The 24182-nt window shown below is 41.6% G+C and carries 19 protein-coding genes; 9 read left to right on the top strand and 10 right to left on the bottom strand.

From position 1 onward, the window contains the following. Positions 1-61: 61 nt before the first annotated feature. Positions 62-307, bottom strand: a complete 246-nt coding sequence (locus tag AC0VZ5_RS15555) for a DUF3297 family protein (RefSeq protein ID WP_008112798.1) — start codon at positions 305-307, stop codon at positions 62-64. A 314-nt stretch (positions 308-621) separates the two neighbouring features. On the opposite strand from AC0VZ5_RS15555, the gene AC0VZ5_RS15550 reads away from it, so the two are divergent. The 3 genes from AC0VZ5_RS15550 (at position 622) to AC0VZ5_RS15540 (ending at position 4840) form a co-directional block, all read left to right on the top strand. Then, a complete protein-coding gene (locus AC0VZ5_RS15550; RefSeq protein ID WP_138608663.1) occupies positions 622-2205 on the top strand; it encodes an alkaline phosphatase in 1584 nt (527 codons plus the stop codon). An 11-nt stretch (positions 2206-2216) separates the two neighbouring features. Next, the gene (locus AC0VZ5_RS15545) at positions 2217-4007 is read left to right on the top strand and encodes an alkaline phosphatase (protein WP_475473595.1); all 1791 of its coding nucleotides are present in this window, start codon (positions 2217-2219) and stop codon (positions 4005-4007) included. 119 nt (positions 4008-4126) lie between these two features. Next, on the top strand, positions 4127-4840 hold the full coding sequence (locus tag AC0VZ5_RS15540) for a hypothetical protein (RefSeq protein WP_475473593.1): 714 nt from the start codon (positions 4127-4129) through the stop codon (positions 4838-4840). Here the strand turns inward: AC0VZ5_RS15540 and AC0VZ5_RS15535 are convergent. Then, the gene (locus AC0VZ5_RS15535) at positions 4815-6710 is read right to left on the bottom strand and encodes a monovalent cation:proton antiporter-2 (CPA2) family protein (protein WP_178956786.1); all 1896 of its coding nucleotides are present in this window, start codon (positions 6708-6710) and stop codon (positions 4815-4817) included. The genes AC0VZ5_RS15540 and AC0VZ5_RS15535 overlap by 26 nt on opposite strands. Positions 6711-6829: 119 nt before the next feature. Continuing rightward, positions 6830-9229: a PKD domain-containing protein gene (locus tag AC0VZ5_RS15530; protein WP_178956785.1), complete on the bottom strand. Its 2400-nt coding sequence runs from the start codon at positions 9227-9229 to the stop codon at positions 6830-6832. Between the two features lie 236 nt (positions 9230-9465). On the opposite strand from AC0VZ5_RS15530, the gene AC0VZ5_RS15525 reads away from it, so the two are divergent. The 3 genes from AC0VZ5_RS15525 to AC0VZ5_RS15515 are packed head-to-tail and all read left to right on the top strand — an operon-like array spanning position 9466 to position 13655. Beyond that, positions 9466-10122, top strand: a complete 657-nt coding sequence (locus AC0VZ5_RS15525) for an ABC transporter ATP-binding protein (RefSeq protein ID WP_475473590.1) — start codon at positions 9466-9468, stop codon at positions 10120-10122. Beyond that, positions 10115-12547, top strand: coding sequence for an FtsX-like permease family protein (locus tag AC0VZ5_RS15520; RefSeq protein WP_475473588.1), 2433 nt, complete (start codon positions 10115-10117; stop codon positions 12545-12547). The genes AC0VZ5_RS15525 and AC0VZ5_RS15520 overlap by 8 nt, the downstream gene beginning before the upstream one ends. 7 nt (positions 12548-12554) lie before the next feature. Next, positions 12555-13655: a lipocalin-like domain-containing protein gene (locus AC0VZ5_RS15515; protein WP_464710748.1), complete on the top strand. Its 1101-nt coding sequence runs from the start codon at positions 12555-12557 to the stop codon at positions 13653-13655. A gap of 75 nt (positions 13656-13730) precedes the next feature. On the opposite strand, the gene AC0VZ5_RS15510 is transcribed toward AC0VZ5_RS15515, so the two are convergent. The 7 genes from AC0VZ5_RS15510 to AC0VZ5_RS15480 all read right to left on the bottom strand — a co-directional run bounded on the left by AC0VZ5_RS15510 (position 13731) and on the right by AC0VZ5_RS15480 (position 20779). Continuing rightward, positions 13731-14621, bottom strand: coding sequence for a DUF4097 family beta strand repeat-containing protein (locus AC0VZ5_RS15510; RefSeq protein WP_198522154.1), 891 nt, complete (start codon positions 14619-14621; stop codon positions 13731-13733). Positions 14622-14817: 196 nt separating this feature from the next. Continuing rightward, complete coding sequence (locus tag AC0VZ5_RS15505; protein ID WP_475473585.1) at positions 14818-17349, bottom strand: TonB-dependent receptor plug domain-containing protein; 2532 nt, start codon at positions 17347-17349, stop codon at positions 14818-14820. A gap of 291 nt (positions 17350-17640) precedes the next feature. After that, complete coding sequence (locus tag AC0VZ5_RS15500; protein ID WP_475473583.1) at positions 17641-18486, bottom strand: DUF4198 domain-containing protein; 846 nt, start codon at positions 18484-18486, stop codon at positions 17641-17643. A gap of 35 nt (positions 18487-18521) precedes the next feature. Further along, complete coding sequence (locus AC0VZ5_RS15495) at positions 18522-19028, bottom strand: DUF2271 domain-containing protein (protein ID WP_475473581.1); 507 nt, start codon at positions 19026-19028, stop codon at positions 18522-18524. After that, the gene (locus AC0VZ5_RS15490; protein ID WP_138608665.1) at positions 19028-19660 is read right to left on the bottom strand and encodes a PepSY-associated TM helix domain-containing protein; all 633 of its coding nucleotides are present in this window, start codon (positions 19658-19660) and stop codon (positions 19028-19030) included. The genes AC0VZ5_RS15495 and AC0VZ5_RS15490 overlap by 1 nt, the downstream gene beginning before the upstream one ends. A gap of 102 nt (positions 19661-19762) precedes the next feature. After that, on the bottom strand, positions 19763-20158 hold the full coding sequence (locus AC0VZ5_RS15485) for a YbaN family protein (protein WP_138608635.1): 396 nt from the start codon (positions 20156-20158) through the stop codon (positions 19763-19765). A 138-nt stretch (positions 20159-20296) separates the two neighbouring features. Further along, on the bottom strand, positions 20297-20779 hold the full coding sequence (locus AC0VZ5_RS15480; RefSeq protein WP_008112832.1) for a MarR family winged helix-turn-helix transcriptional regulator: 483 nt from the start codon (positions 20777-20779) through the stop codon (positions 20297-20299). Between the two features lie 395 nt (positions 20780-21174). Here AC0VZ5_RS15480 and AC0VZ5_RS15475 point away from each other — a divergent pair, with 395 nt between their 5' ends. From AC0VZ5_RS15475 to AC0VZ5_RS15465, 3 genes are read left to right on the top strand one after another with little or no spacing between them, the layout of a single operon-like run. Beyond that, a complete protein-coding gene (locus AC0VZ5_RS15475) occupies positions 21175-22029 on the top strand; it encodes a D-hexose-6-phosphate mutarotase (RefSeq protein ID WP_475473579.1) in 855 nt (284 codons plus the stop codon). Positions 22030-22043: 14 nt separating this feature from the next. After that, positions 22044-22589: a PH domain-containing protein gene (locus tag AC0VZ5_RS15470; RefSeq protein ID WP_178956875.1), complete on the top strand. Its 546-nt coding sequence runs from the start codon at positions 22044-22046 to the stop codon at positions 22587-22589. Next, on the top strand, positions 22552-24129 hold the full coding sequence (locus tag AC0VZ5_RS15465; protein WP_475473577.1) for a PH domain-containing protein: 1578 nt from the start codon (positions 22552-22554) through the stop codon (positions 24127-24129). Before AC0VZ5_RS15470 ends, AC0VZ5_RS15465 begins: the two co-directional genes overlap by 38 nt. The last annotated feature ends 53 nt before the right edge of the window (positions 24130-24182 follow it).

Here is a 24182-nt window from a genome sequence, read left to right as displayed (position 1 = left end):
TAAACAGGCACAAAAAAAGCGACTACCCAAAGGTGTCGCTGTTCTTTTTATAAGTAAGCTATTACTTATAAAACGCTTCTACAGTGCCTTTTACTTTCATAAGTAATGGCTGACCGCGACGGTCTAGCGCTTTAGGTGCTGCTACTTTAATCCAACCTTCGCTGATGCAGTATTCTTCAACGTCAAAACGCTCTTTACCGTTAAGAGTAATACCGATTTCATGTTCAAATACTTCTTCTACATAAAATTTGCTACGTGGGTTAATAGACAGTTGATTAGGTAATTCTGGTTTGTTTGTATCAGTCATAATAGTGATCTGCGTTGGATTAATTATGCGCTATTGTAGGCAATAGCAGGCTTATGCTCAAGCAAGAGATCAATAAACTAAGCGGCTTTATTATATTTATATTGTGATGTGCTTTTATAGGGCTGTTACATATATTATGAGAAGGGTTAAACAGTCGATGGAAATACAAAAGAGGTTTTATTGATATAAAATTTGGCTGTCACCTTCTTGTCATTAAAATTACCTTTATTAGTAACATCTATTTCCTATAGTGCAGCGGTTGATGTTTTTGAGTTCACACTTTTTAAAATAACCACTACATAACAGGAATTAGGATGAAAATTAAAAAAGTCGCTGCGGCGGTTGGGCTAACATTTATGTTAAGCGCTGCTAGCCATGCAAATGTACTACCACAAAGCCAAATAAATAATAACTGGTATACAAATGCACAAACTACGTTAGCTACTAAAAACACCCAAGCACAAAGTGCACAAGTTACAAAAGCAAAAAACGTGATTTTATTTGTTGGTGACGGTATGGGTATTTCTACCCTAACGGCAGCGCGAATTTTAAAAGGCCAACGAGCAGGTAATCCAGGTGAAGAAGGCTATTTAAGTTTTGAAGAGTTTCCATATTCTGCACAAGTTAAAACCTACAACGTAGATGCACAAACTCCCGATTCTGCAGGCACAATGACAGCGATGATCTCAGGTGTTAAAACTGATGTAGGCGTGATTGGTGTAGACGAAGACATTGAACGCGGTGTGTGCTCAACAGTTGCAGGAAACGAGCTTTTAACAGCAACAGAACTGGCTGAAATTAAAGGCCTAGCAACAGGTGTTATTTCTACCGCACGTATTACTCATGCAACGCCAGCGGCAACGTATGCTAAATCGGCAGATCGTAACTGGGAAGATATCTCAGATATGCCCGAGGGCTCAGAAGGCTGTGAAGATATTGCCTCACAGCTAGTTAACTTTGAAAAAAATCTAGAAGCGCGCTTTGTAGGTATTGATGTAGACGGCCTTGATTTTGTAATGGGCGGCGGTCGTCGTCACTTTTTACCAAAAGATGCTGCGGCTAATTCAAGTGACGCAGTGAGCGCTGTTGAAGGTGATCGTACTGATGAGCGCAATCTTGTAACTGAGTGGCAAACACAATATCCAAATGCAACGTACGTTATGGACCAAGCTGGGTTTGATGCTATTGCTGACGATGTAACCCAAGTATTTGGTTTATTTAACGAATCGCACATGCAATACGAAGCCGACCGCAGTAATGACGTGGCAGGTGAGCCTTCACTTACCGACATGACGACTAAAGCGATTGATGTACTGGGTAAAAACGAAAATGGCTTTTTCTTAACGGTTGAGTCGGGCCGAATTGACCACGCACATCATGCGGGTAACGCTTACAACGCACTTAACGACACCATTGAATTTGCCAATGCAGTGCAAGCGGCAATCGATAATACCAACCCAGAAGAAACCCTTATTTTAGTCACTGCCGATCACAGTCACGTATTTACTATTGCTGGTTACCCTAAACGCGGTAACCCAATTTTAGGTCAAGTAGTTGCTGTAGGTCAAACAGTGCCAAGCCTTGCCGCCGACGATATGCCATACACCACGGTAGGTTATGCAAATGGACTGGGTTTTAGAGACTTAGGTGATGAAACTGATGCCGATGCAGCGTACTTAAGCGGCCCAGTCGCTGGGCGTGTTGAGCTAAACGGCGTTGATACAACAACCCCTGGTTTTCACCAAGAAACAACCGTACCACTAGGCTCTGAAACGCATGCTGGTGAAGATATTTCATTGCATGCTAAAGGCCCTGGTGCACAACTTGCTCAAGGTGTAATTGAGCAAAACGTTGTATTTCATCTAATTAACCAAGCACTTGAATTAACTCAGCAATAATGGCGGCGAATATGAAAAAATTAACAGTACTTTCTTTAGCAGTAATGGTCGCGCTAGCGGGTTGTTCAAGTGATGACGATAAAAGTAATAACAACATTATCGCAGTAGATAACGCAATAGCTGTGGGCTCAGCGCAATGTATTAATGGCGGTGTAGAAACGCAAGTGGGCGTAGATACTAACGAAAATGGCCAGCTAGATAGCGACGAAGTTAACTCATTTAACCTAGTGTGTAATGCGCCGGCAACGTCGTTAACTACAGATCAATTAGCTAACCTTACAGGTAACGCATGGTATAGCGACGCGCAAACTAAATTAGCAGCAACGCAGCAAGCTAATACCGAGGTGGTTACTGAGTCGGGTAAGGCTAAAAACGTGATTTTATTTGTAGGCGACGGCATGGGTATTTCTACCGTTACGGCTGCACGTATTTTAGCTGGCCAGCTTGAGGGCGGCATGGGTGAAGATTATCAACTTAGCTTTGAAACCATGCCTTACTCAGGCTTTGTTAAAACTTATAATGTAGATGCACAAACCCCCGACTCTGCAGGCACAATGACGGCTATGGTGTCAGGTGTTAAAACCGATGTAGGCGTCATTGGTGTAGACGAAGATATTGAGCGCGGCAACTGTTCAACCGTTGCCGGTAACGAACTGGTGTCTTCGCTTGAGCTTGCCGAAATTGCAGGTAAAGCAACCGGCCTTATTTCAACGGCGCGCATTACCCATGCAACGCCAGCGGCAACGTATGCTAAATCGGCTGATCGTAACTGGGAAGATAACTCAGATATGCCAGCAGGTTCAGATGCTTGTGAAGACATTGCATCGCAGCTTGTTAACTTTGAAGCCAACCTAGAAGCACGTTTTGCAGGTATTGATGTAGATGGCATAGACGTAGTAATGGGGGGCGGTCGTCGTCACTTTTTACCAAAAGATGCCGCGGCTAATTCAAGTGATGCAATGAGCGCGGTTGAAGGGGATCGTACCGATGGCCGTAACTTAGTTACCGAATGGCAAACAACTTATCCTAACGGCAACTATGTAATGGATCAAACTGGTTTTGATGCCATTAGCGACGATGCAACAAAGGTATTTGGCTTATTTAACGAATCCCACATGCAATACGAAGCCGACCGCGCAAACGATGTAGCGGGCGAGCCTTCGCTTTCGCAAATGACCGAAAAAGCAATTAACGTGCTTGATAACAACGATAAGGGCTTTTTCTTATCGGTAGAAGCGGGACGAATAGACCACGCGCACCACGCAGGTAATGCATATAACGCGCTTAACGATACTATTGAATTTGCTAAAGCCGTTAAAGTGGCGATGGACAGTACTAACCCAGAAGAAACATTAATCGTGGTCACAGCCGATCATAGCCATGTGTTTACCATTGCAGGTTATCCTAAGCGTGGTAACCCAATATTGGGTAAAGTGGTTGGTGTAGGCCAAACCGAGCCAAGCCTTGCCGCCGACGATATGCCTTATACCACCGTAGGTTATACCAATGGTTTAGGTTACAGAGACTTAGGCAATGAAACTAATGCTGACGCCTCTTACTTAGCTGGACCGGTTACAGGACGTGTTGATTTAACAAATGTTGATACAACAACACCAGGTTTTCACCAAGAGTCATTAGTACCTCTTAGTTCAGAAACCCACGCGGGTGAAGACGTAGGTGTATACGCAATGGGCCCTGGCGCTCATTTAGTAACAGGCACTAATGAGCAAAGCTTTTTATTCCATGTAATGGACTTTGCCGCAGATTTTGTAAAAGCGGCGGATGAAAAAGTAGCGCAATAAATCAACTTGCTAAACAAACAGCCCGCATTATGTTGCGGGCTTTTTTGTGTCATACAAATGCCATTATTAAGCGTTATTTTAGAGTCATAAAGTAATGTTTAACCAAGAGATTACCCCCAATGAAAAAGTTATTATTTATACTTTCAGCACTGGCCAGCACCAGTGCGCTCGCCCAGCAGTGCGACATTGATGCTGCGCAACTAAAAGCCGACTATCAAATTACCAATCAGCATAAAGCACAGCAAAGCACTCAGTCACTTACCCTTTGGCGGAACAATCAGCAGGTGGCTCATCAAAGTGAAACACTAACCGAGCTTTGGCAGCAGCTAAGTAATAAGCAGCTTCGTCCTATTCGTTACTTTAATGCTGAGCAGCGCGGTATTGAGTACCAACCATCGGAGGTACGTGGAGTGCAAAATTGGAGTGCCAAAAGTCAGCTGGTGGATAACCATTTGATTGCAAAAATGACCCTAGTAAGTTCACAAGGTGAGGGTTGTAATGAGGTAAAAAATTACGTACTTAATGAGGGCGATAACCGATTTAATCTGGCTTTTCTCCCGCAAGCAAAATTAGTTAAAACTTTTAGTGTGACCAATAAAAAAAGTGATACTCAAACCTTGCTTAGCTTAAATGATGTAAACAGTGATACACCTGCAATTAAGGCTCAGTTTGCAAAATGGGATAACTTTCAAACCACCGATTACGCGGATATTGGCGATAACGAAAGCGATCCATTTTTAGCTAAAATGATTAACCTAGGTTTTATAGAGCACGGCGCTACCGGTTTTTATAACCAGCAAGGCGAGGCTATTCAAGGTGGGCATCATCATTAGCGTTTTTTGGCTTAACCGTGTTTTCGGTTAAGCCATTTTCATAGTCTTTGGCATCACAGGTATTTAAGTTTTGCCGTGCTTGTTTGTCTTGTTGTAATACTTGCTTTAAATCTTCCATACGTTGGCGCACAGCCACACCATAACTGGCATCATCACCCCAAAGTTCGGCTAGTTGCAATACGGCAGCACGGTCGTGATCTCTAAATAACTTACCAGCACGCTCAGCATCTTCTTTACTATTACCAAGCAATTGCAATGATTCTATGGCTAAGTTTATGGCTGAGTCGACGGTTTCGCGGTTAAACGCATCTACTTTTAAATTAAGTAATTGATATGCATGGCGGCGATCTATGGCGCGCGCTACTATTTTTAATTGTGGATAGTTTTTATGCGCCAGCTTAATTATCTCAATGGTTTTATCAGGGTTATCAATTGCAACAACCAGCATTTGTGCTGTGTGCGCGCCTGCGGCTTCAAGCAGTTCTTGGCGTGCCGCATCACCATAAAATACGGTATTACCAAAGCGGCGCAGCAGTTCTATTTGGCTTGGGCTGTGATCAAGTACGGTAATTTCGTAGCCTTGTGCATGTAATAAACGCCCCATTATTTGTCCAAAACGACCGTATCCGGCAATGATCACATGTTTGGCTGTGCTTATTTGTTCTGGTTTATCAAACTCAGGTGCCGTGGTGCTATAGTTGCGCTTTTGAATTTGCTCATACAGCATAAGCAGTAAAGGTGCTATTAGCATGGAAACGGCAACCACAAGGGTAACTAAATTAGTTTGCTCTGGGGTTAAAATACTCAAGGTGGTTGTTACACTAAGCAGCACAAAGGCAAACTCGCCGCCCTGAGCAAGGGCTAAGGTAAATAGAAGTTGTTGTTTACGGCTAATATTAAAAGCAATTGCCAAGGCAAATAAAATACAGGCTTTAATGGTAATTAATAACACCACTAATGCAATCACGGTACTGAATTGGTTAAATAGCAATTCAAAATTAATTGATGCGCCAACCGTGATAAAAAATAATCCCAGTAATAAGCCTTTAAAGGGCTCTATATCGGCTTCTAGCTCGTGTCTAAATTCACTTTCGGCCAATACAACACCGGCTAAAAAAGTACCGAGTGCGGGCGATAACCCAATACTTTGCATCACCAGCGAAATAGCCACCACTAAAAACAATGCAAAAATAGTGAATATTTCACGCATGTGGGTTTGTGCTATGTATCTAAATAATGGTGCCGAAACATATTTACCGCCAGCAATGATAGCGGCAATAACAGCAACAGAAACCCCTACTTGCTGCCAAATAGGCCAGCTAGCAATGATGGAGTCGTTAATGTCTTTTGAGTTACCTTGTGGTGCAAAAGCGAGTAGCGGAAGTAGCGCTAAAATAGGAATAATCGCAATATCTTGAAATAATAAAACCGAAAATGCATTTTGCCCAGCTTCTTGTTTTAGCCAGCCTTTTTCTTCAAGGCTTTGCAGCACAATAGCAGTTGAAGACAGCGCGAGCATTAAACCAATAGCTAAAGCCGTTTGCCAATGCATGGCAAAAAACCAATAACAAAAGGCAAAAATAGCCGCTGCACTTAGTACCACCTGTAATCCGCCAAGCCCTAATATTGAGTGGCGCAGAGTCCACAAACGCGAAGGTTGCAGTTCAAGGCCAACTAAAAATAACATCATCACAACGCCAAATTCGGCAAAGTGCATTACATCAGTTTGGTCGCCTACGACACCTAATGCATATGGGCCTATCAAAATGCCTGCAATTAAATAACCTAGCACAGAGCCAAGTCCAAGTCGTTTTGCTATGGGAACTGCAACAATGGCAGCAGCTAAGTAAATTAAAGCTATTTCTAACACGTGCTTACCTTATTAACGTTGAGATAAATAGCATGGCTTAGGTGCGTATAAAATACAATGAGTTATGTGGATATATGCTGTTATTTGTTGTGTGCGTTTTAAAAACGCACACAACAAGGCTAAATATTACATATGTTTATAATAGCTGATCTTGGATCGTCAGACGCTGAATAAAAAATAGTAATAGGCCAATTATAAGTGTTCTCAACGTTGCTTTCGGTTACCGTCACCTCAAATTTAGCAGTTGCTGGTAGGTCTATAAGCAGTTCGCTATCTAGGTAGGTGCTTCCTGATTTTTGCAAAACGAGTGCCTGAGTTTGGTTAAATTGATATTCAAAACGTGCAGAGGCTAGCAGTGTTTCGGTCATGTTAAAGTTTACGTTAATGGTATCTGGCCCGGTAAACTCAGGACATACAAATACGGTAACCTCCACGCTTTGAAATACGGGTAAACTGTTTTGTTCTAAGTCTATCGTAAAGTTATTTTGGGTAATTGCGGGAGAGTTATAGATGGCATTAGCAAGGCGCGGATCGTTGCTGGTTATAGTAATGTTTTCACCTTCAGCTAAGTTAAGTGTTTCGTTAAACTGACCTGCGCTATTTGTGGTGTACGGCACATTGTTAATTGTGAGTTTGGCATTACTAATTGCGGTTCGTTGCACGTTGGTAATTTGCCCTTTTATGTTGCCCGTTATTTGCGATGAATTAGTAGCTGTAACCGAAAACTGAGTAATGGCTTGGTAGTTGTCAGCATCAGTTACCGTGAAAGTTAAGATATAGTTACCAGTTAGATCGGGTGTTAATTCGGTTATGTTTTGGTTGGTGCTACTTAAACTAGCAGATGAACCTGTTGGTGTAGAGAGCTCCCATTCATAGCTAAGCGCGGTGCCCTCTGGATCATAGCTTTGGCTTGCATCAAAGTTAACGGTGCTACCAACGGTGCTGTAGCGAGCTTTATCACCGGTATGAATAATAACGGGCTTGGCGTTTTGTGTAACATTAATAGTGAGTGTTTGTGTGTCTGAAAACTGCTCACCATCATTGGTTTTAAGTGAAACAACAACTTGCCCTTCTGCTGGCGCGCTAAGCGTGGGGGCTGAGCTACTTGTACTGCTTAATACAGCTTGATTTGACGACGAAACTATTTCCCAATGGTAACTTAAAACTGCGCCTTCGGGGTCGTAACTGGCTGAGGCATCTAAAGTAACTTGCTCATTAACACTAATTGAAGACTTGTAACTTACTAGAGTAACTGGTTTTTTATTATCCTTTGTATGCAGCACCGAGGTTACTTGTGGTGAGCTGAGTTCACCGTCAGATACAACTAGGGTAACAACGTAATCGCCTTCAACATCAGCAGTAAGCGAAGGGGTAGCCGATGTGCTTTGCTGTAATTGCGCAGTGCTACTTTCAGGTTTTGCTTGCAGTTGCCAGTTGTAAATTAGAGGGTCGCTATCGGGGTCGCTACATTGTAGGCATTGTAGGGTAGTTAATGTATTTAAGGTTATATCAGTTTGCTCTGCAAGAACGGCAATAGGCGCTTTGTTTTCGGTGGTAACGCTTAAGGTTACTTGCGCGGTATCACTTAGATTACCTTCATCGGTTACGCTTAGGGAGATCGTGTACTCACCCAATTCATTCGATGCAAAGCCTGCATTTTTGGCAATTGCATTCGATAAGCTTGGGTCGCTGTTCTCAGGCTTAGAGGTTATTGCCCATTGATAACTTAGCGTGTCGTTTGCATCTGGATCGGTACTTTGTTCACCATTTAATGTTACGAGTTGGTTGGGTGAAAGTGTACTGTTTTGAACTGAAATAACAGCGTTTGGCGCAGAATTTACAGCAAGCTGCTCACTTTTTATAAGTACGTTACTATTAGCGGTATCACCAATTGAGTTAGTAATAGTTAATTTAACGCTGTATTCGCCTAGTTTATCAGCAACAAATTGGCTGTTAACGCGGGTGCTATTTTCAAGTTGTGCAGCGCTTGATGTAGGTGTTTTGATAAATTGCCATTGGTAGCTATTAATTACCGCATTAGTAGCGGTGCTTTGTGCTGCTGTTAATTTAACTACATCACCTTGTTTTACGGTTTGTGTGCTGCCTGCGTTTGCAATGAGCTGTGCGTTTGAGGTAACGGTAATTTGTTTGCTTACTACCGAGCTTGAAATTTTGCCGTCGTTCACAATCAGCTTTAAGGTGTAATTTTGCGCTTGTGCTACCGAAAACGTCACAGTGCGTTGGTTGTTAGTATTAAGCGGTATGTTTTGTTGCTCGTCTGCGCTAAGGAGTTGCCACTGGTATGTGAGTGTATCGCCGTCAGGATCGCTACTATTTGCAGCACTAAAAGTAATGGGTGTATTGGTTTTATATTCTGATTGTTCAGTGCCAATAACAGCCACTGGTTGTGCATTTGTGCTAACTGGGGGAGTGACTTGCTTAGTTTCAGAGCTGCCTGAACCACCACACCCGAGAAGTGTGAGTAAAGTGGGTAATATAATTAAAAGTATCCGTTTCATATTAATATCCTTATAAAATTAAACATTAATATGTACCTAAAAAAGAAATAAAGCAAAAAAAAACAAAGTTTTTTGTCGCTCTTTAGTGATTTGGTTTTTAGTTACTGGTTTAGTTAAATAAACGCGCTTATTGCGTGTAAAAAATCAACCGAAAACCCACTTAAGTGAACGCATTACTGTTATGGTATCGTTTATATATCGAGCCATATTTTTATTACAGGAATAACCTTTTCTTTATGATTTCGCTAAATAATGTATTTTTTACTCGCCAAGATGGTGGCTTGAAGCGACAAATAATTAATGATTTATCGTTAACTATTTTACCCGCTGCACACATTGCCTTACTAGGTGATAGTGGCTCGGGCAAAACAACATTATTAAATTTATTAGCCGGTTTACTGTCTCCAGATGCTGGAACTATTACGGTTAATGAGCAAAAAATTAGTGAATTGAGTGCTAATGAGCTTGCGCTTTATCGGCGTAAAATAGGTATTATTTTTCAGCATTACCAATTACTCAGCCCGTTAAATGTAAAAGACAACATGTGCTTTCAAGCAAGGCTTAATGGGTTATCGCCTAGCGACGATGAAGTAAATACGATGGCTAAAAAACTGGGTTTAGAAGGCAAGCTTACAGCAATGCCTGAGCAACTCTCTGGTGGGGAGCAACAACGAGTGGGCATAGGCCGTGCGCTATTAAATAAGCCTAAGTTATTATTGGCTGATGAACCTACGGGTAACCTTGATGCCGCTCGTTCACTCGATATAGTTAGGCTATTAAAAAGCCTGTGCGAAGAGCAGCAAATAATACTTATTATGGTCACTCATAGTCAGCGATTGGCCGACCAGTTTACTACGCAATTGTTTTTAAAAGATGGCCAAATTAATGGCTGAGCTTAAACTTATATTAATAACGTATATGCAGTTTTATCGCCGCCATGTAGGGCTGTTATTACTGTTTTTTATTGGCTTTAGTTTGGGCGCGGCGCTACTTACTGCAATACAGGGCTTAAATTTAGAGGCCGGTAAGCGCTATCAACAAACCACAGCACTAATTGCAAACCCAGTGACGCATTTTGTACGTCCTGTGCTAGGTGAAAACAGGTTGCCCAACAGTATGTGGTCGCGTATTAGGGCGGCTGGCTTTACGCAGGTTCAACCGGTTTTAGAGGGCGTAATTGAAACCAATGAGCAGCAAAAGCTCGCGCTTAGGGGCGTCAATTTATTGCAGTGGCTTACAGAAAATACCGGCGGCTCAGCATCAACAACCAACAAGCGTTATTCTGGGTTTGAACAGTTACTAAATACTGTTTATATCGATCCTAAATTAATACAGCGGCTAAATTTAAAAAACAGCCGTATTAATATAAACATGGGTGATGTCACACGCACTTTAGCTGTAAGCGAATTACAAGGTTTAGGCATGACCATGCTTGTGGACATTAGCCTTGCTGATAAATTACTGCGCGCAAATGGGGTAATTAGTTACTTTGAAGTAAGTGGCTTAAATAATAAACAAGCAGCCCAGTTAAAGGTATTATTAGGCGAGCAAGCACGCCTTGAAGCTGCGCAAGAGCAGGCTTTTGATGCGCTCTCTGAGGCTTTTTTCTTTAATTTACAAGCGCTGGCTTTGTTAGGTTATGTGGTGGGTGCGTTTTTAAGTTTTAATGCAATTAAACTTGCGTACAATGCGCGCGCTCACTTACAGCAGCAAATGTGGGTGCTGGGTTGTCAACGGTCGGCGTTAATTAAAGCGCTGGTTATTGAATTAACGGTGCTTAGTTTTTTTGCTGCGTTATTAGGTGCGTTACTAGGCGCGGCACTGGCAAACACCTTAGTTATGGATGTATCGGCGACTCTGAGAGGGCTCTACCAGCTAGACAGAAGCTTTGTAGTAAGCCTTGATAGCAGCATGATTGCTAGCGGCTTTACACTTAATGTTGTTGTTTTGTTGGGGTTTTTGGCCAGCCAATCGGCTCGATTAAGTACTTTTTGTGCGCGTATTAAATGGCTAATGTTTGCGTTAGCTATTTTTGCAGCCAGCTACTTAGCGTTAACGGCAAATACCAAAATAAGTGCCTTATTGCTGTGTGTTTGTGTGCTACTCCTCTTTTTTGTAATTACACCACCGGTAGTTAAAGCCGTTTTTAAACTGCCATGGCCAACACAAAACCCGATTATTCAGTGGTTAAAAGCCGACAGCCTAGTGCAGTTACCTGCATTACTAAGCTCTGTACTCGCTATTTTAATGGCGATGGGAGCCGCCGTAGGTATGCAAATTATGGTTGGCAGTTTTAGCGACACCTTAGATACACACCTTGAAAAACGCCTAAGCGCTGATTTATACGTAAGGCCCGATCAAAACATTCAAGCGTTAGGGGCTAAGTTGCGTGAACTCCCTGAGGTCGAAAAAGTAGGCGTATATTGGTCAGCTAAAAGTGAGCTTAAAGCACCTAAAAATACGATAGCTGTTGATGTTATGGCATTTGGTGCAACAGCCAGCTACAACCAACACCTTACTTTGTTAAACAATAAAGCACCTACATCTGCTGCAGTATTTGAAAAGAACAAAAACGGGGTTGTGGGTTGCTTAGTGAACGAACCCGCCTTGCTGCAGTATTCGCTTAAAGTAGGTGATGTAATAACCCTAAAACAGCATATTAATACACTAACGTGCCAAGTACGTGCTGCCTATTTTGATTACGGCGAGCAAGGGTTAAATGTTGTTGTAACAACTAATGCATTATTGAATAGCAGCTTAAATTACACCGAGTATGGTTTATCGCTTTGGTTAAAGCCCCATAGTGACGTTGACGCCATAGCCGAATATATTCAAAAACAGCACCAATTAGATAGCCAACAAGTCATTGCTAATCAGCAGTTTAAACGCTTTGCAAAACAGCTATTTGGTAAAACTTTTTATGTTACTCAGGCGCTTAATATATTTATTATGCTGATTGCATTATTTGGCATGTGGGTAAGCTTTTTAACTTTAGGGCGCGGGCAATTACAGCCCATGGCGGTATTACAAACGCTGGGTGTCACACAACAGCAATTATTGGGAGCAAAAGTACTGCAAGCTGCACTTATTATTTTAACCACCTTGTTATTAGCTATACCATTGGGGCTTAGCCTTGGATGGGTACTATTAACTTACGTCATGCCAATTGCCTTTGGTTGGACCATGGCCATGACCGTTAATTGGCTACAGTTAGGTGGCTTTACGGTGCTTATGTTTATGTTAGCTTTATTTGTGAGCGCGTTACCGCTGATAAAATTAACGCGAAGCGCCGTTGCCGATAATGTTGCCAAGCTATAGGACTTACATGAATAGACTAAAAGCAGCTGTTACCTTTATTTTTATTGGCGCATTAAGCGCGTGCCAGCCTGAAGCAGAGCAAGTAAATCAAGATAAACCAATGCATAGCGGGTTTGCACAACAATTTGGTGAACCTGTAAACAAAAACCAAGGGTTGAGCTTTCCACGTGATCATGGGGCGCATCATCAACAAGGAATTGAATGGTGGTACGTGACTGCTAATTTAAAGGCAGATAATGGCGACACCTTTGGTGTGCAATGGACTTTATTTAGGCTCTCGGTTGATGAGCAAAGCACACAAACAGAACCATCACCTTGGTGGAATGGGCAGCTTTACTTTGCTCACTTTGCAATACAAACCGATTCACAGCATCAAGCGTTCGAAAAATATGGCCGATTGGGGCAAGTAAATATAACAGCGCAGCCATTTGAAGCTCGCCTAGATGATTGGCAGTTAGCAAGTAAGGATGCAACATTTTTACCGCTCAGTTTAAAGGCGCAGCAGGAAAATTACAGTGCTAACCTGGTGCTGGCTAATAGCCCACTTGTAAAACATGGCGAGCAAGGTTATAGCCAAAAGACTCACCAGGGGCATGCCTCTTACTATTACAGCTATCCGTTTTTACACGCACAAGGCGACATCACATTTGCGGGTAAAACTTTTAAAGTAACTGGAGATGCTTGGTTAGACAGAGAGTGGTCTTCGGCGCTAATCGATCCTACCCAAAATGGTTGGGACTGGTTTAGCATTCAGGCTGATGATAAAAAACAGGGGGGCTTAATGGCATTTTGTATTCGTAATGGTCAACAAAGTTATGACTACTGCAGTGCATCGCACATTACGCAAAGTGGAATTGTGCGCGCCATTGCAAATGACGACGTGACCTTACAGGTATTAAAAACATCTGAGCTTACAGCCCAAACAACGCCCAGTAGTAAAACCTACCCAGTTAAGTGGCACCTCAAGGTTAAAGGGTTTGAGCCAATTATAATTGAAGCACGTAACCCCGATTCACGAAATCAATTGAGCATTCCCTACTGGGAGGGGCGAATTAAAACTCAAGGCGGTTTTAAAGGTAAAGGTTATGCAGAACTAGTTGGTTATTAGCGGGCTATAAAATGGCTTTCAAAAAGAAATGCACTTAAGCCAAGGTTAAGTGCATTTTATTAAGGGCTCAGTATATTAGTCTAGCTTTACTGAACCAGAGATATTATCGATGCTAACATCGCCAGAGCCTGCTTCTGTAATTGTTAGCCCTTTAGCATGATTAACGCGAATATCGCCAGAGCCATCTTCAATGGTAACGCTTGCATCAACATGTTCAATGGTTAAGTCGCCCGAGTTATCTTCAACGTCGACAGCGCCATTAATATGTTGTATTGCTATGCTTCCCGACCCGTCTTCAACAGTTAATGTACCACGTACATTGCTTACATTCATATCGCCTGAGCCATCATCAATATTTGCATTGCCATTAACGTTATTAATAGTAATGCTGCCCGAACCATCGTTAAGATCTAGATTGCCAGTGATGCTTTGAAGAGAAATATCGCCCGAGCCGTCGTCTATGTTTAGGTTTTTAGCGCCATTGATTGATAAGCTGCCAGAGCCATCTTTTACATCAATATTATTTTTCATGGCGTTAATAGTTATGTCGCCTGAGCCATCATCAATATCTAGCTCAAGATTGTTAGGGACGGTGACCACTAAATTAATGCTTGGCGATTGGCCGCTGTAAAAGCTAATACCATTATTACTTGTATTTTGGGCAACAAGCTTTGCTTTAGTGCCACTTTGATCGAGTGTGAGTTCGTATTCGTCGTCAATATCGGCTGTGTAAATAGTGGCGTCAACATTAATACTGGTTGCTGTTGATGAGCCCATTATTTTAAGTGAACCTGCGCCGCTTAGTACGTCTAGGTATTCAAGATTATTGCTAGGTAGTGTTAGTTGTTGTGTTTGTTTTACCGACGCAACGCTTGGTGAAATATGAAACACGCAGCCACTTAATAATAAAATACCGCTAATTAGTGAAAGTGGTTTAGCAATGGTAGATACAGTTGATGAGCTCATGGTTAGTCCTTTTAGTGTGATGTTATTATTTAATATAACAAGACTAGAGCAAAAATGGGGCCTAAATTTAAGTGTTTGTTTTATAATGAATTTAGTTTTTTGTTGAAAATTAAAAGACTAATTAGTGGTTAAAATTACTAATTATTAATAAAAAGGATGCATAAAGCATCCTTTTCGTTTTAACCGCCAGTTTTAATTAAAAACTGTAGGTAATGTTACCGTATAAAAAGCGACCATCTAAACTGTATGGTGCATACGGTGTGTATGGAAATATTTGGCTAAAGGTAGAGTAACCAATATTATCGACCGTGGCTTGCGGGTATTGGTCAAATAAGTTGTTGGCACCCAGTGCAAATTTCCACTCATCGTTAGGGCGATATGCCACTTCTAAATCGGTTATCCATTTGGCGTCTAGGTATTCATCGCGATCGGCGGTAGTAGAAATATCGGCAACTTCACCGTAACGTGTTGCACGTAACGTTGTTTGCCATTCGTTAAAGTTCCACACGGCCGACAGATTCAGTTTGTTGTCTGGTGTACCTTCTTCAAAACGACCTACTTCACGGCGTGCAAATACAACGTAGTCGTCACCTAAAGAGTTTAGTTGTTCAGGATTATCGTCAACGTGTGTCACTTCGGTGTCGTTAAAGTTAGCCGCTGCGTTTAAGCGCACATCGCCAAAGTTATCTAACTGAAGTAGGTAAGTTGCAACAATGTCTACGCCTTGCGTGCGCGAGTCGATTGCGTTAGTAAAGTAGCGTACGCTTTCGGTATTTAACTCACCAGCATCCGCTAAAATTTGCTGTACTGCGGCACCGCTTAAGTTTTCCGAGAGTACAATACGGTCATCAATATCAATACGGTAGGCATCAACCGTTAAGCTAAAGTTACCTTGGGTGTAAACAAAGCCAGCAGTTAAGTTAACTGAGTCTTCAGCGTCTAACTGTTTTGCGCCAAGGGCTTGTGCTGCTGGTGCATCTGTTGGGAATAGGCCCACTTCAAACGCTTGGTTGTTCTCAAGTACCGTAGAAATTTGACGATACGAGCTTTGTGCAAGTGATGGCGCACGGAAACCTGTGCTAATTGCCCCACGTAGCGATAGGTTTTCGTTTACGCTGTAACGAGTTGCAAGCTTTGAGGTAAAGGTGTTGCCAAAGTCGCTGTAATCTTCGTAGCGGCTAGCTAAAACCATGTTCCAGTTTTCGGTTAGGTAGGTGTCAAACTCAACAAATAGTGCAACGTTATGACGGCTTTCATCGGTTACGCTTTCTGGGCCAAAACCCGAAAGTACTTGTGCGCCACCGGCTGCAATTGGGTTGCCATTGCTATCAAGTGCAGTAATGTATGAGGCTTCTTCACCTTGTTCTATTTTATAACTTTCGTGGCGGTATTCAGCACCTAGAGTAAAAAATACGTCGTCAGGTAACCCTAAATCAAGGATTGTGCTTGCATCACCATTGACTATAAATTGGTCATAAACTAGTGCGCCGTTATCAAATTCGGTGGGGCTGGTAGCACCTAAAGACGTATTTAAGCTATTTACAACACCAAATGCAAAGTCGTTGCGGCCATAGTTTGTACTTACATCCCATGTCCAGTCACCTGTTCCACCTTCTAGGCCTAGGGCAAATGAGTAGTCTTCAACATCGGTTTCAATTTGCGGTAAAAAACCATCTGGGTAGAGTGCTAATACGTTACGGCTGTCTTGTGCACGGCGGTAAAAACCACCTGAGTTACCTTCTCGTTTTGAGTAGCTACCAAATGAATACAGGTTTAGGCTGTTATCTAGCTCGTAACCCATATTGTAAAATAAAGCATAATCTTCAAGGTCTGCTTTACCAAAACGATGGTTGTAACGGTCAATAGTAAATTCGCGCGGGTCTAGGCTGCCATCGTCAAGGCGGCTGTATTGCTCACGCGGATCAAAACCAGAGCGTTGTGTTGGGCTGTTATCGCGGTATTCAATCGATACATTTACAAAGCCGCTGTCTGATAATGCAAATCCAGAGTTAGCGCTAATAGTGCGTGTTGCGCCATCGCTAATTTCGCGGTCATCACCTAGGTTAAATGCAAGATCGCCGTTTGCATCTGCGTAGGCGCTTTCTAAGTTAGGTGCGCCCGCCATTTGTGTGTCGTATTCACCATAGGTTACGCTTACACTGCCGCCTTCAGAGGCGTCTTTTAAAACAATATTAATCACCCCGGCAATGGCATCTGAGCCGTATTGCGCTGCGGCACCATCGCGTAGTACTTCTACGCGCTTAATGGCTGATGTAGGGATCATGTTTAAATCTACCGCAGTAGATCCTCTACCTACAACACCTGCTAAGTTTAAAAGCGCGCCAGAGTGACGGCGTTTACCATTGATAAGCACTAAAGTGTGATCGGGCGCTAGGCCTCGCAGTACAGCAGGTTTTGCGTGGTCTGTTCCATCACCTAAAGTGGCACTTGGAAAGTTAAAGCTAGGCACTTGGTTGGCAAGAACTTGGCTAATCTCAAGTTGGCCTGTGCTTGCCATGTCGCTGCTAGTAATAATATCTACTGGCACTGAGCTTTCAGCAATACTTCGCAAACTACGGCGAGTCCCTGTTACTGAGATTACTTCGATATTCTCTTGTGCCTGAGTATCTTGCTCTGCTGCATTAGCTGTAACAAAAGAACCGCCAAGTGCAGAGGTTACGGCCAGGCTAAGTGCTAATTTATTGGCTGATAAACGCTTAAAAGTCATTTATGTTCCTTAAGAACGTCGTTGTTTTGGTGAGTTTGAAAAAGGAGCGAATCATATAGAAGCGCTCAACTACGTGCAAAGATAAAAACCATCTATGTTATTCACGTTTTTAATAAGTAAGGCCACTGTTTACGTACGTTACAGACGGTTAGATCGTTACTGTTGTAATCTTGTAGCGAATGGTGACGAAATCAATAAAAGTAAAAGAGAGATTGAAAAAAAGTGATAGGCATAAAAAAGCCAAGTTAAAAACTTGGCTTAAAAAATACGTTTAAATAAATGCCTAAAAAATTACTCAGGCGCAACTTCAAGTGTTGTAAATAATGCATAACGACCTGAGTCTACGCCCTCTTCATTTACATCAACTTCGGTTGCGGTTTCTATTAAATAAACACCCGGTGCGTTCCATATTGTTGTAAAGAAGCCGTTTTTATCGGTAGTTACTTTTACTTCGCCGCGTTCGTTACGGTAGCGAGTGTCGCCTCTTAAAATACTTACTTCAATACCTTCGCCTGCAGGCTTCCCGTCTTGTAGTAATTGAAAACGCGCTTGCTCGCCTACAAATAAATCGTTTGGATGGGTTGGGCCACTTAGTTCAAGGCCTAAACCTAACAGGGCTGGCTTAGATGTACCGTTACGGCTTACAAACGTGTCTACCGTTGAAATCACTTTAGTAGTGCGTACGCCTTGAGCGCTGCTAGGTAATTTAGCGTCTGTTTTTTTGCCAAATACACGCTTACGCTTGCCTTCTTCATCTTTATAGAAGGTCATGTACATTGGCTTTTGCGTCATTGCAATATGGTATGTGCCTTGCTCAGTTAAGCTGATTGCTGCTGAGCTTTTGCGCTTTAAGTAATAAGCGCGAATAGTGTCGCTAACCGGCTCGCCGTTTGGCATAAGCGCCATGAGTAATGTGTCGTCCCATTGAGCGTCTTTCTCTTTTGGCTTAAAGGCTTTGTCGGGGGCAAACATTTCGTTAGAAATACTCGCATCAATCATTACATAATGCGCTTTATCGCCAGAAAGTGAGGTGTGTGATGGTAATAACCAACGGCCATGTGCGCTGGCTGATGTAGATACCAGCGCCGATAAGCTAAGTGCGCCAATTAATGCGGTTTTTAATAAATTAATTTTCATTTTTCTGTCCTTTAAATTCGAATTATAAATAGCTACTACTTAGCGTTTACGGTAACAAAACTGGTTGAAAACTCTTTTTTACCATCGATGGTAATTTTACCTGGCTTTGTTAAATCGAGTTCGAGGCGTTTGTAATCACGGCCTCCTTCTTCACGAACAACTTCAATATTTAAAAGGTATTTACCAGGTGCTACGGCGTTGCCGTCTAAATCTTTACCTTGCCAATCAATTGTATAAGTACCAGCGCGCTTAGTGGCGCCACTTATACCGTCAAAGTTAATATTGGTTTTACCTGCTTTACGCCACCATTGACGTAGGTCTTTAAACCATTCCGCTTTTTGTACCCAAAGCGCTAATGTTGTGACGTGTTTACGCTCTGGCGTTTCCAGCCATACAGCAACATAAGGTCGGTGGTAAGGTTGCACGTTTAAATCGGCGAGGGTTAATTCAACTTCTAACCTTGACGATTGTGCATGAGCATTAATTTGAAATAGCGCGGCGACTAACAGCGTGATGCTTAGCCATGGTTTAACTTTAAACATTAAGACACTCCTTTTATTTGTGGCACCCAACACAGGTAAATAACGATAGGTGTTGCTACACCTAATGCGGTTATCCATATTCCTGCTAAGCGTTTTTTTCTATTTTGAAATAAAATAATCATGCCGGTGATGGCAAATAGGATCATTAGCACTGCTGATATATCAATAACCCAGCTCCATACATCACCGCTGTAACGGCCTTTATGTAAGTCGCCAATGACACTTAAAAATCCCCCGGTTTGATAATCGAGTAACAATTCGCCACTAATAAAATCAAACTCTGCGTAGGCGTAGCCTGCAGGTAATGGGTAGTCGAGCATGACCAGTGAATCTTGCTTTTCCCACTCAATGCTTTTTACTTTATTCAGCCCATACTGCTTGGCTAGGTAAGCTTCTATTTGGGGGTAAATAGCAGGTAGGGTGTTTAATTGTGTTTGTGCTTTTGTAAGTAGTTCAGCTGGAATTGCAGCGGTAATTTGGCCGTTGTTTTTATCGTTTTTTAACCAGTCAACGTGGTTTAGCACTATGCCGCTTACACAAAATAAAATAAGTAGAAAAAACAAAGCGGTAGAAATATAGATATGTAAAGCACGACTCGTACTATATAAAGCGCGTTTATTAACAAAGGGCATAAAAGGTGCAAATTTAATTAATTTGTACGGATGATAATGATTTGCATTAGCTGTTACAAATTTATTTACCAAACTTTACACTTTATTTTGCTTATACAGACCCTAGTTTTTAGGTGGAGTTGAGGGCTTAGAAATTAAGTAAGTTAAAACCAGCACTTCAACCACAGCAACTAGGGCAATAACCCAAGCTGGAGGGCTGCTGTATAATAAAAATATAAAGCCTATTAGCATACCTAGACCCGCAGCATATTTTGCCTTTACAGGAACTACTTGATGAGCGCGCCAATGTTGTAATGTTGTCCCAAAGCGAGGGTGGTTTAATAGCCAAGATTCAAGCGCGCTAGATGAGCGAGCAAAACAGGCTAAGGCTAAAATTAAAAACGGCGTGGTTGGCATAACGGGTAGGGCAACACCAATAATGCCGAGTAATACACACAGTAACCCCAGCAATTTAAAGCCGATATTTTTATAATAAATAAAAACGTTTTTTATGTTCACGCCAGCTCTATTTAATAAATTAAACGGTAAAAGGTAAGCTAATTACAGGATAAAATTAAGCTTAAATGGCTTAGTTACATGTTATCAACTAAGTCATTTAAGGCGATAAAAGGGGTTTTATTATTTTTATACTGCGTTTTATTCTTTAGGAGTTTGAAATAGTGCGCCGACTTCTAAAAGCGGGGAAGCGTCTAGCTTATCAGCATCCATCATTGCGGCAATACGTTGCATTGATGAAAGGAGTAAACTCTGTTCCCATTCAGCAAGTGCTGAAAATTTTTCGATAAAATGCTCTTGTAATGGCTGAGGTGCTTTTTCGAGTAGTTCCTTACCTTGTTCGGTAAGGTATAAGCTGACTCGGCGCTTATCCATTTGACTGCGAACACGTGTTACTAAGTTTTTGCTCTCTATTCGGTCAAGAATATTAGTAACCGTTGCTGGGCTTAAGTTGACGTTTTGCGCAATACGACTGGCGGTAATACCATCAGTTTGAGACACTTCCTGCATGATAAGCAGTTGAGGCCCTGTTAAGCCCGCTGTTTTATTAAGCTGCTTTGAATGTAAGTCAATCGCACGGATCACCTTGCGTAAAGAAACTAGTAACTCGTCATATTTTTGCATTTGTTTGTCTCATGGAAGGCGAATGATTTGCCGTAATCATGAAATGTTACACATCAAATAAATTGAATTCAAATGATATATGTTATTTATGCCAGCTATTATTAGTTTTTATTGACTTTTATTAATTTGAGCAGTAATTAAAATAGCATTTATTATCTTTATTTTATTAAATGCTTATAACATTCTATTTGTGAACCTTCCCTAGGTTGAAAGGCAGAGTTGTAAAGCTTTAGTCGTAATTTTACCGTTGATGTGGCATAAGAATATAGTAACTAACTCAATTTAAATAACTATTCTATGTAGCTTATGCTTTAAGCATGCATTATTGTTTGTGTACAAGTAACCTGAACTCAGGTTAAGTATTAAAAATTAGTCTCAGTGTTAAAGGAAATAAAATGCAATTATCACCCTCAGTATGTATTGAGCGTACACATAGCGGTTTAGAATTTATTAGTATTAATAGTCGCCAATGTGAGGCGAAAATATTTTTACAAGGTGGGCAAATAACTGAGCTTACACCCAAAGGTAAATTGCCATTATTGTGGGTGTCTGGGGATGAAACCTTTAGCGAAGGGAAAAGTATTCGCGGCGGCATTCCTATTTGCTGGCCTTGGTTTGGTCAACATGAAAATACAGACTTCCCAGCTCATGGCTTTGCTCGCACACTCGTATGGCAAGCTGATGAAGTGCATGAAACCGAGGACGAAGTTACGGTTAGCCTAAAATTACCCATGAGGCAGGTAGACTCTACCTTTTGGCCGCATCAATCTTCTTTACGGGTTGAGTTTATTTTATCTGAGCAATTAGAGGTGCGTTTAACCACCTGTAATTTAGGCAATGTACCATTTAGCTATACACAAGCGCTGCATACTTACTTTCCAACACAAGATATTAAGAATACCCGTGTGACAGGCCTGCAAGGGGCACAATATATAGAGTTTGGTCAAGGGCCTCATCAGCAACATGATGTGGTCGACTTTTCCCGTGAAACCGATATGGTTTATACCCAAGCCGCAGCAGTTCAAACAATTGATACTCCTCAAGGGATGATCAGTGTTAGCAGAGAAAACTCGCGCTCGTGCGTGTTATGGAACCCATGGATTGAAAAATCAAAGCGGCTATCAAATTTTGCCGATGATGATTATAAAAGCATGTTATGCCTAGAGGCTGCGAATGTACTTGAAGATGCGGTTACGCTTGAGCCAAAACAAAGCCATACTTTAGTAACAACAATAAAGTGGCTTGGTTAAAGCCAATACGTCCAATGGAGCGAAGCGTGTTTACGAATCAACAAATAACCGACCTACCGCAACATCAAAGCATAGAGTTTGAACCGCTTGCCGATAAAGCATTATTGCATGCACAGTTGAATTGGTTGTTATTTTTTATCCCTTTTTGCCTAGTGCTAGCGGCAGTTTGTTATTTCAATACAGATTTTGCAGCCATGGCGCAAGGTTACTTATTGGTTGCTGTTCCGCTATTAATTTTACTGTGTATGTTATATAGCGTGTTCAGCATAAAATTACAGGGCAGCGCGTTGCGTACCCATGATATTGCTTTTAAAAAAGGCATTATTTGGCAGCAGGTGACAATTTTACCGTTAGCACGAGTGCAGCATATTGAAATACATCGTGGGCCAATAGAGCGAAAACTAGGTTTAGCCAGTTTACGGCTTTACAGCGCAGGTGGTATGAGTGCTGATTTACAAATTAGCGGCCTGACCCACGAAAAGTGCAAAAATATTCGTCAATTTGTACAAAGCTATCGCCACGATGAAACCACAAGCGAGGCTACTGCCAGTGAGTGTTGATGCTACACAAATAACGTCATCTTCACTTAATTGGCAAAAAGTGTCGCCCTGGGCACTGGCTTATTTTGTGATGCATTTTAGTGTGCGGTTTATCAAAGATGGCTTATTTAATTTACTGCCCGTGTTGGTGGTTTTTGTTACCCAAGTAGAAAATAAACTATTTTGGGGGCAAGTTGGGCTCACGATTGCTCTGACTTCATTGCTCGTCTATTGTTTTTTGTATTACCGCAGTTTTCGTTTTTGTATTACTGACGAGCATGAAATTTTACTAAATAAAGGCGTATTTAAAAAAGAGCGACTCACCTTAAAGTTTTCTCGGGTGCAAAATGTAAACATAGCAGAACCCTTTTATTTTACTCCAGTAGGCTTAGTTAATTGCATTTTTGATGCTGCCGGCAGTGTTGCCCAAGAAGCTATATTGCCTGGAGTAACCAGTGATTATGCCAAGCAAATGCGCAAACAGGTATTTGACTATAAAGCGCAGCAGCAACCATCAACCGAGGAGGCTAATACAGCGCAGCTTCATGCTGAAAATCAGAATGAAAATAGTTTATTCATTTCAAATAAAGAAATAGCTAAGTTTGGTTTAATGTCGAACATGGCAATTTTAGCGCTTGCGGCCATTGCTCCTTTTATGAATGTGGCTATCGATTTTTTAGAGCAGCAGTTTATAACAAAAATAGAGGGTTTTTATCAGCAAGAGCTCGGTATGATGGCTAATGCAGCGGTATTTGCGGTTATTACTTTAATTATTGTGTTGGTATTTATTGCGGTGTTTTTATCGGTGACTATGTCGCTCATTCGCTTTTATAACTATCAGCTTTACTTTAAAAATAATAAATTTAAACGTATTGCAGGGCTGTTAGAGCGCCATCAACTGTCAATTAGTTTAGATAAAGTACAATCTATAGTTATTAAGCAAAACCTAGTTGCCAGGCTATTAAAGCGCTTTACAGTGGAATGTTTGCAAGCCAGCAGCGGCGGTGCTGCAAATATGGCGAAAAAGAATAAACAAACCTTAGTGTTACCTGTGCTCACGCAGGAGCAAGTTGATAATGTGTGTCAGTGGATTTATCCGTGGTTTAACAGTAAAAAGTTGGCATTCAAAGCAGTAGAAAGGGCGTTGCTATATAAAAATATGCTGTTTTATGCCTTGCTACCGAGCGTTGCTTCTGGGTTTTTAGTTAGCTTTATGCAACTTAATATATTAATTTCATTAGCATTATTTTTGGTATTAGCCGCGTTAGTGTTTTTATCATATAAACGTTATGGGTATTACCTTCATCAACAAGATGGGCGTTTTTATATGGTGGTGCGCAAAGGTATGATTGGCGTGCATTACCGAGTATTTGAGCTGTACAAAGCACAAAGCGCTCGCAGTGTGAGCACCTTTTTTATGCGTCGCTCTGGCTTAAAAAGCCTGTATATACAACTTGCTGCAGGCGGTGCGTATGTCCCATATTTAAAACAGCAAGATGCTGACTTCATTATAGATTTTACACTTATGCAGGCTGAATCAGATTCTCGTAGTTGGATGTAACTTCCCTTGTTGAAAATAACTAAAGTTCAGGTTAAATAATAAGGCAGGTGTAA

The sequence above is a fragment of the Pseudoalteromonas sp. QJM3NY_12 genome (genome assembly GCF_056173165.1).
The sequence above is the reverse complement of the archived record's forward strand: the minus strand, read 5'-3'. Positions and strand labels throughout refer to the sequence as shown.

Excerpts from the sequence above, each read along its gene's own strand:
- AC0VZ5_RS15555 (WP_008112798.1), bottom strand. The coding sequence starts at position 307 with ATGACTGATACAAACAAACCAGAATTACCTAATCAACTGTCTATTAAC.
- AC0VZ5_RS15550 (WP_138608663.1), top strand. The coding sequence starts at position 622 with ATGAAAATTAAAAAAGTCGCTGCGGCGGTTGGGCTAACATTTATGTTA.
- AC0VZ5_RS15545 (WP_475473595.1), top strand. The coding sequence starts at position 2,217 with ATGAAAAAATTAACAGTACTTTCTTTAGCAGTAATGGTCGCGCTAGCG.
- AC0VZ5_RS15540 (WP_475473593.1), top strand. The coding sequence starts at position 4,127 with ATGAAAAAGTTATTATTTATACTTTCAGCACTGGCCAGCACCAGTGCG.
- AC0VZ5_RS15530 (WP_178956785.1), bottom strand. The coding sequence starts at position 9,229 with ATGAAACGGATACTTTTAATTATATTACCCACTTTACTCACACTTCTC.
- AC0VZ5_RS15525 (WP_475473590.1), top strand. The coding sequence starts at position 9,466 with ATGATTTCGCTAAATAATGTATTTTTTACTCGCCAAGATGGTGGCTTG.
- AC0VZ5_RS15520 (WP_475473588.1), top strand. The coding sequence starts at position 10,115 with ATGGCTGAGCTTAAACTTATATTAATAACGTATATGCAGTTTTATCGC.
- AC0VZ5_RS15515 (WP_464710748.1), top strand. The coding sequence starts at position 12,555 with ATGAATAGACTAAAAGCAGCTGTTACCTTTATTTTTATTGGCGCATTA.
- AC0VZ5_RS15510 (WP_198522154.1), bottom strand. The coding sequence starts at position 14,621 with ATGAGCTCATCAACTGTATCTACCATTGCTAAACCACTTTCACTAATT.
- AC0VZ5_RS15505 (WP_475473585.1), bottom strand. The coding sequence starts at position 17,349 with ATGACTTTTAAGCGTTTATCAGCCAATAAATTAGCACTTAGCCTGGCC.
- AC0VZ5_RS15500 (WP_475473583.1), bottom strand. The coding sequence starts at position 18,486 with ATGAAAATTAATTTATTAAAAACCGCATTAATTGGCGCACTTAGCTTA.
- AC0VZ5_RS15495 (WP_475473581.1), bottom strand. The coding sequence starts at position 19,028 with ATGTTTAAAGTTAAACCATGGCTAAGCATCACGCTGTTAGTCGCCGCG.
- AC0VZ5_RS15490 (WP_138608665.1), bottom strand. The coding sequence starts at position 19,660 with ATGCCCTTTGTTAATAAACGCGCTTTATATAGTACGAGTCGTGCTTTA.
- AC0VZ5_RS15480 (WP_008112832.1), bottom strand. The coding sequence starts at position 20,779 with ATGCAAAAATATGACGAGTTACTAGTTTCTTTACGCAAGGTGATCCGT.
- AC0VZ5_RS15475 (WP_475473579.1), top strand. The coding sequence starts at position 21,175 with ATGCAATTATCACCCTCAGTATGTATTGAGCGTACACATAGCGGTTTA.
- AC0VZ5_RS15470 (WP_178956875.1), top strand. The coding sequence starts at position 22,044 with ATGGAGCGAAGCGTGTTTACGAATCAACAAATAACCGACCTACCGCAA.
- AC0VZ5_RS15465 (WP_475473577.1), top strand. The coding sequence starts at position 22,552 with ATGAAACCACAAGCGAGGCTACTGCCAGTGAGTGTTGATGCTACACAA.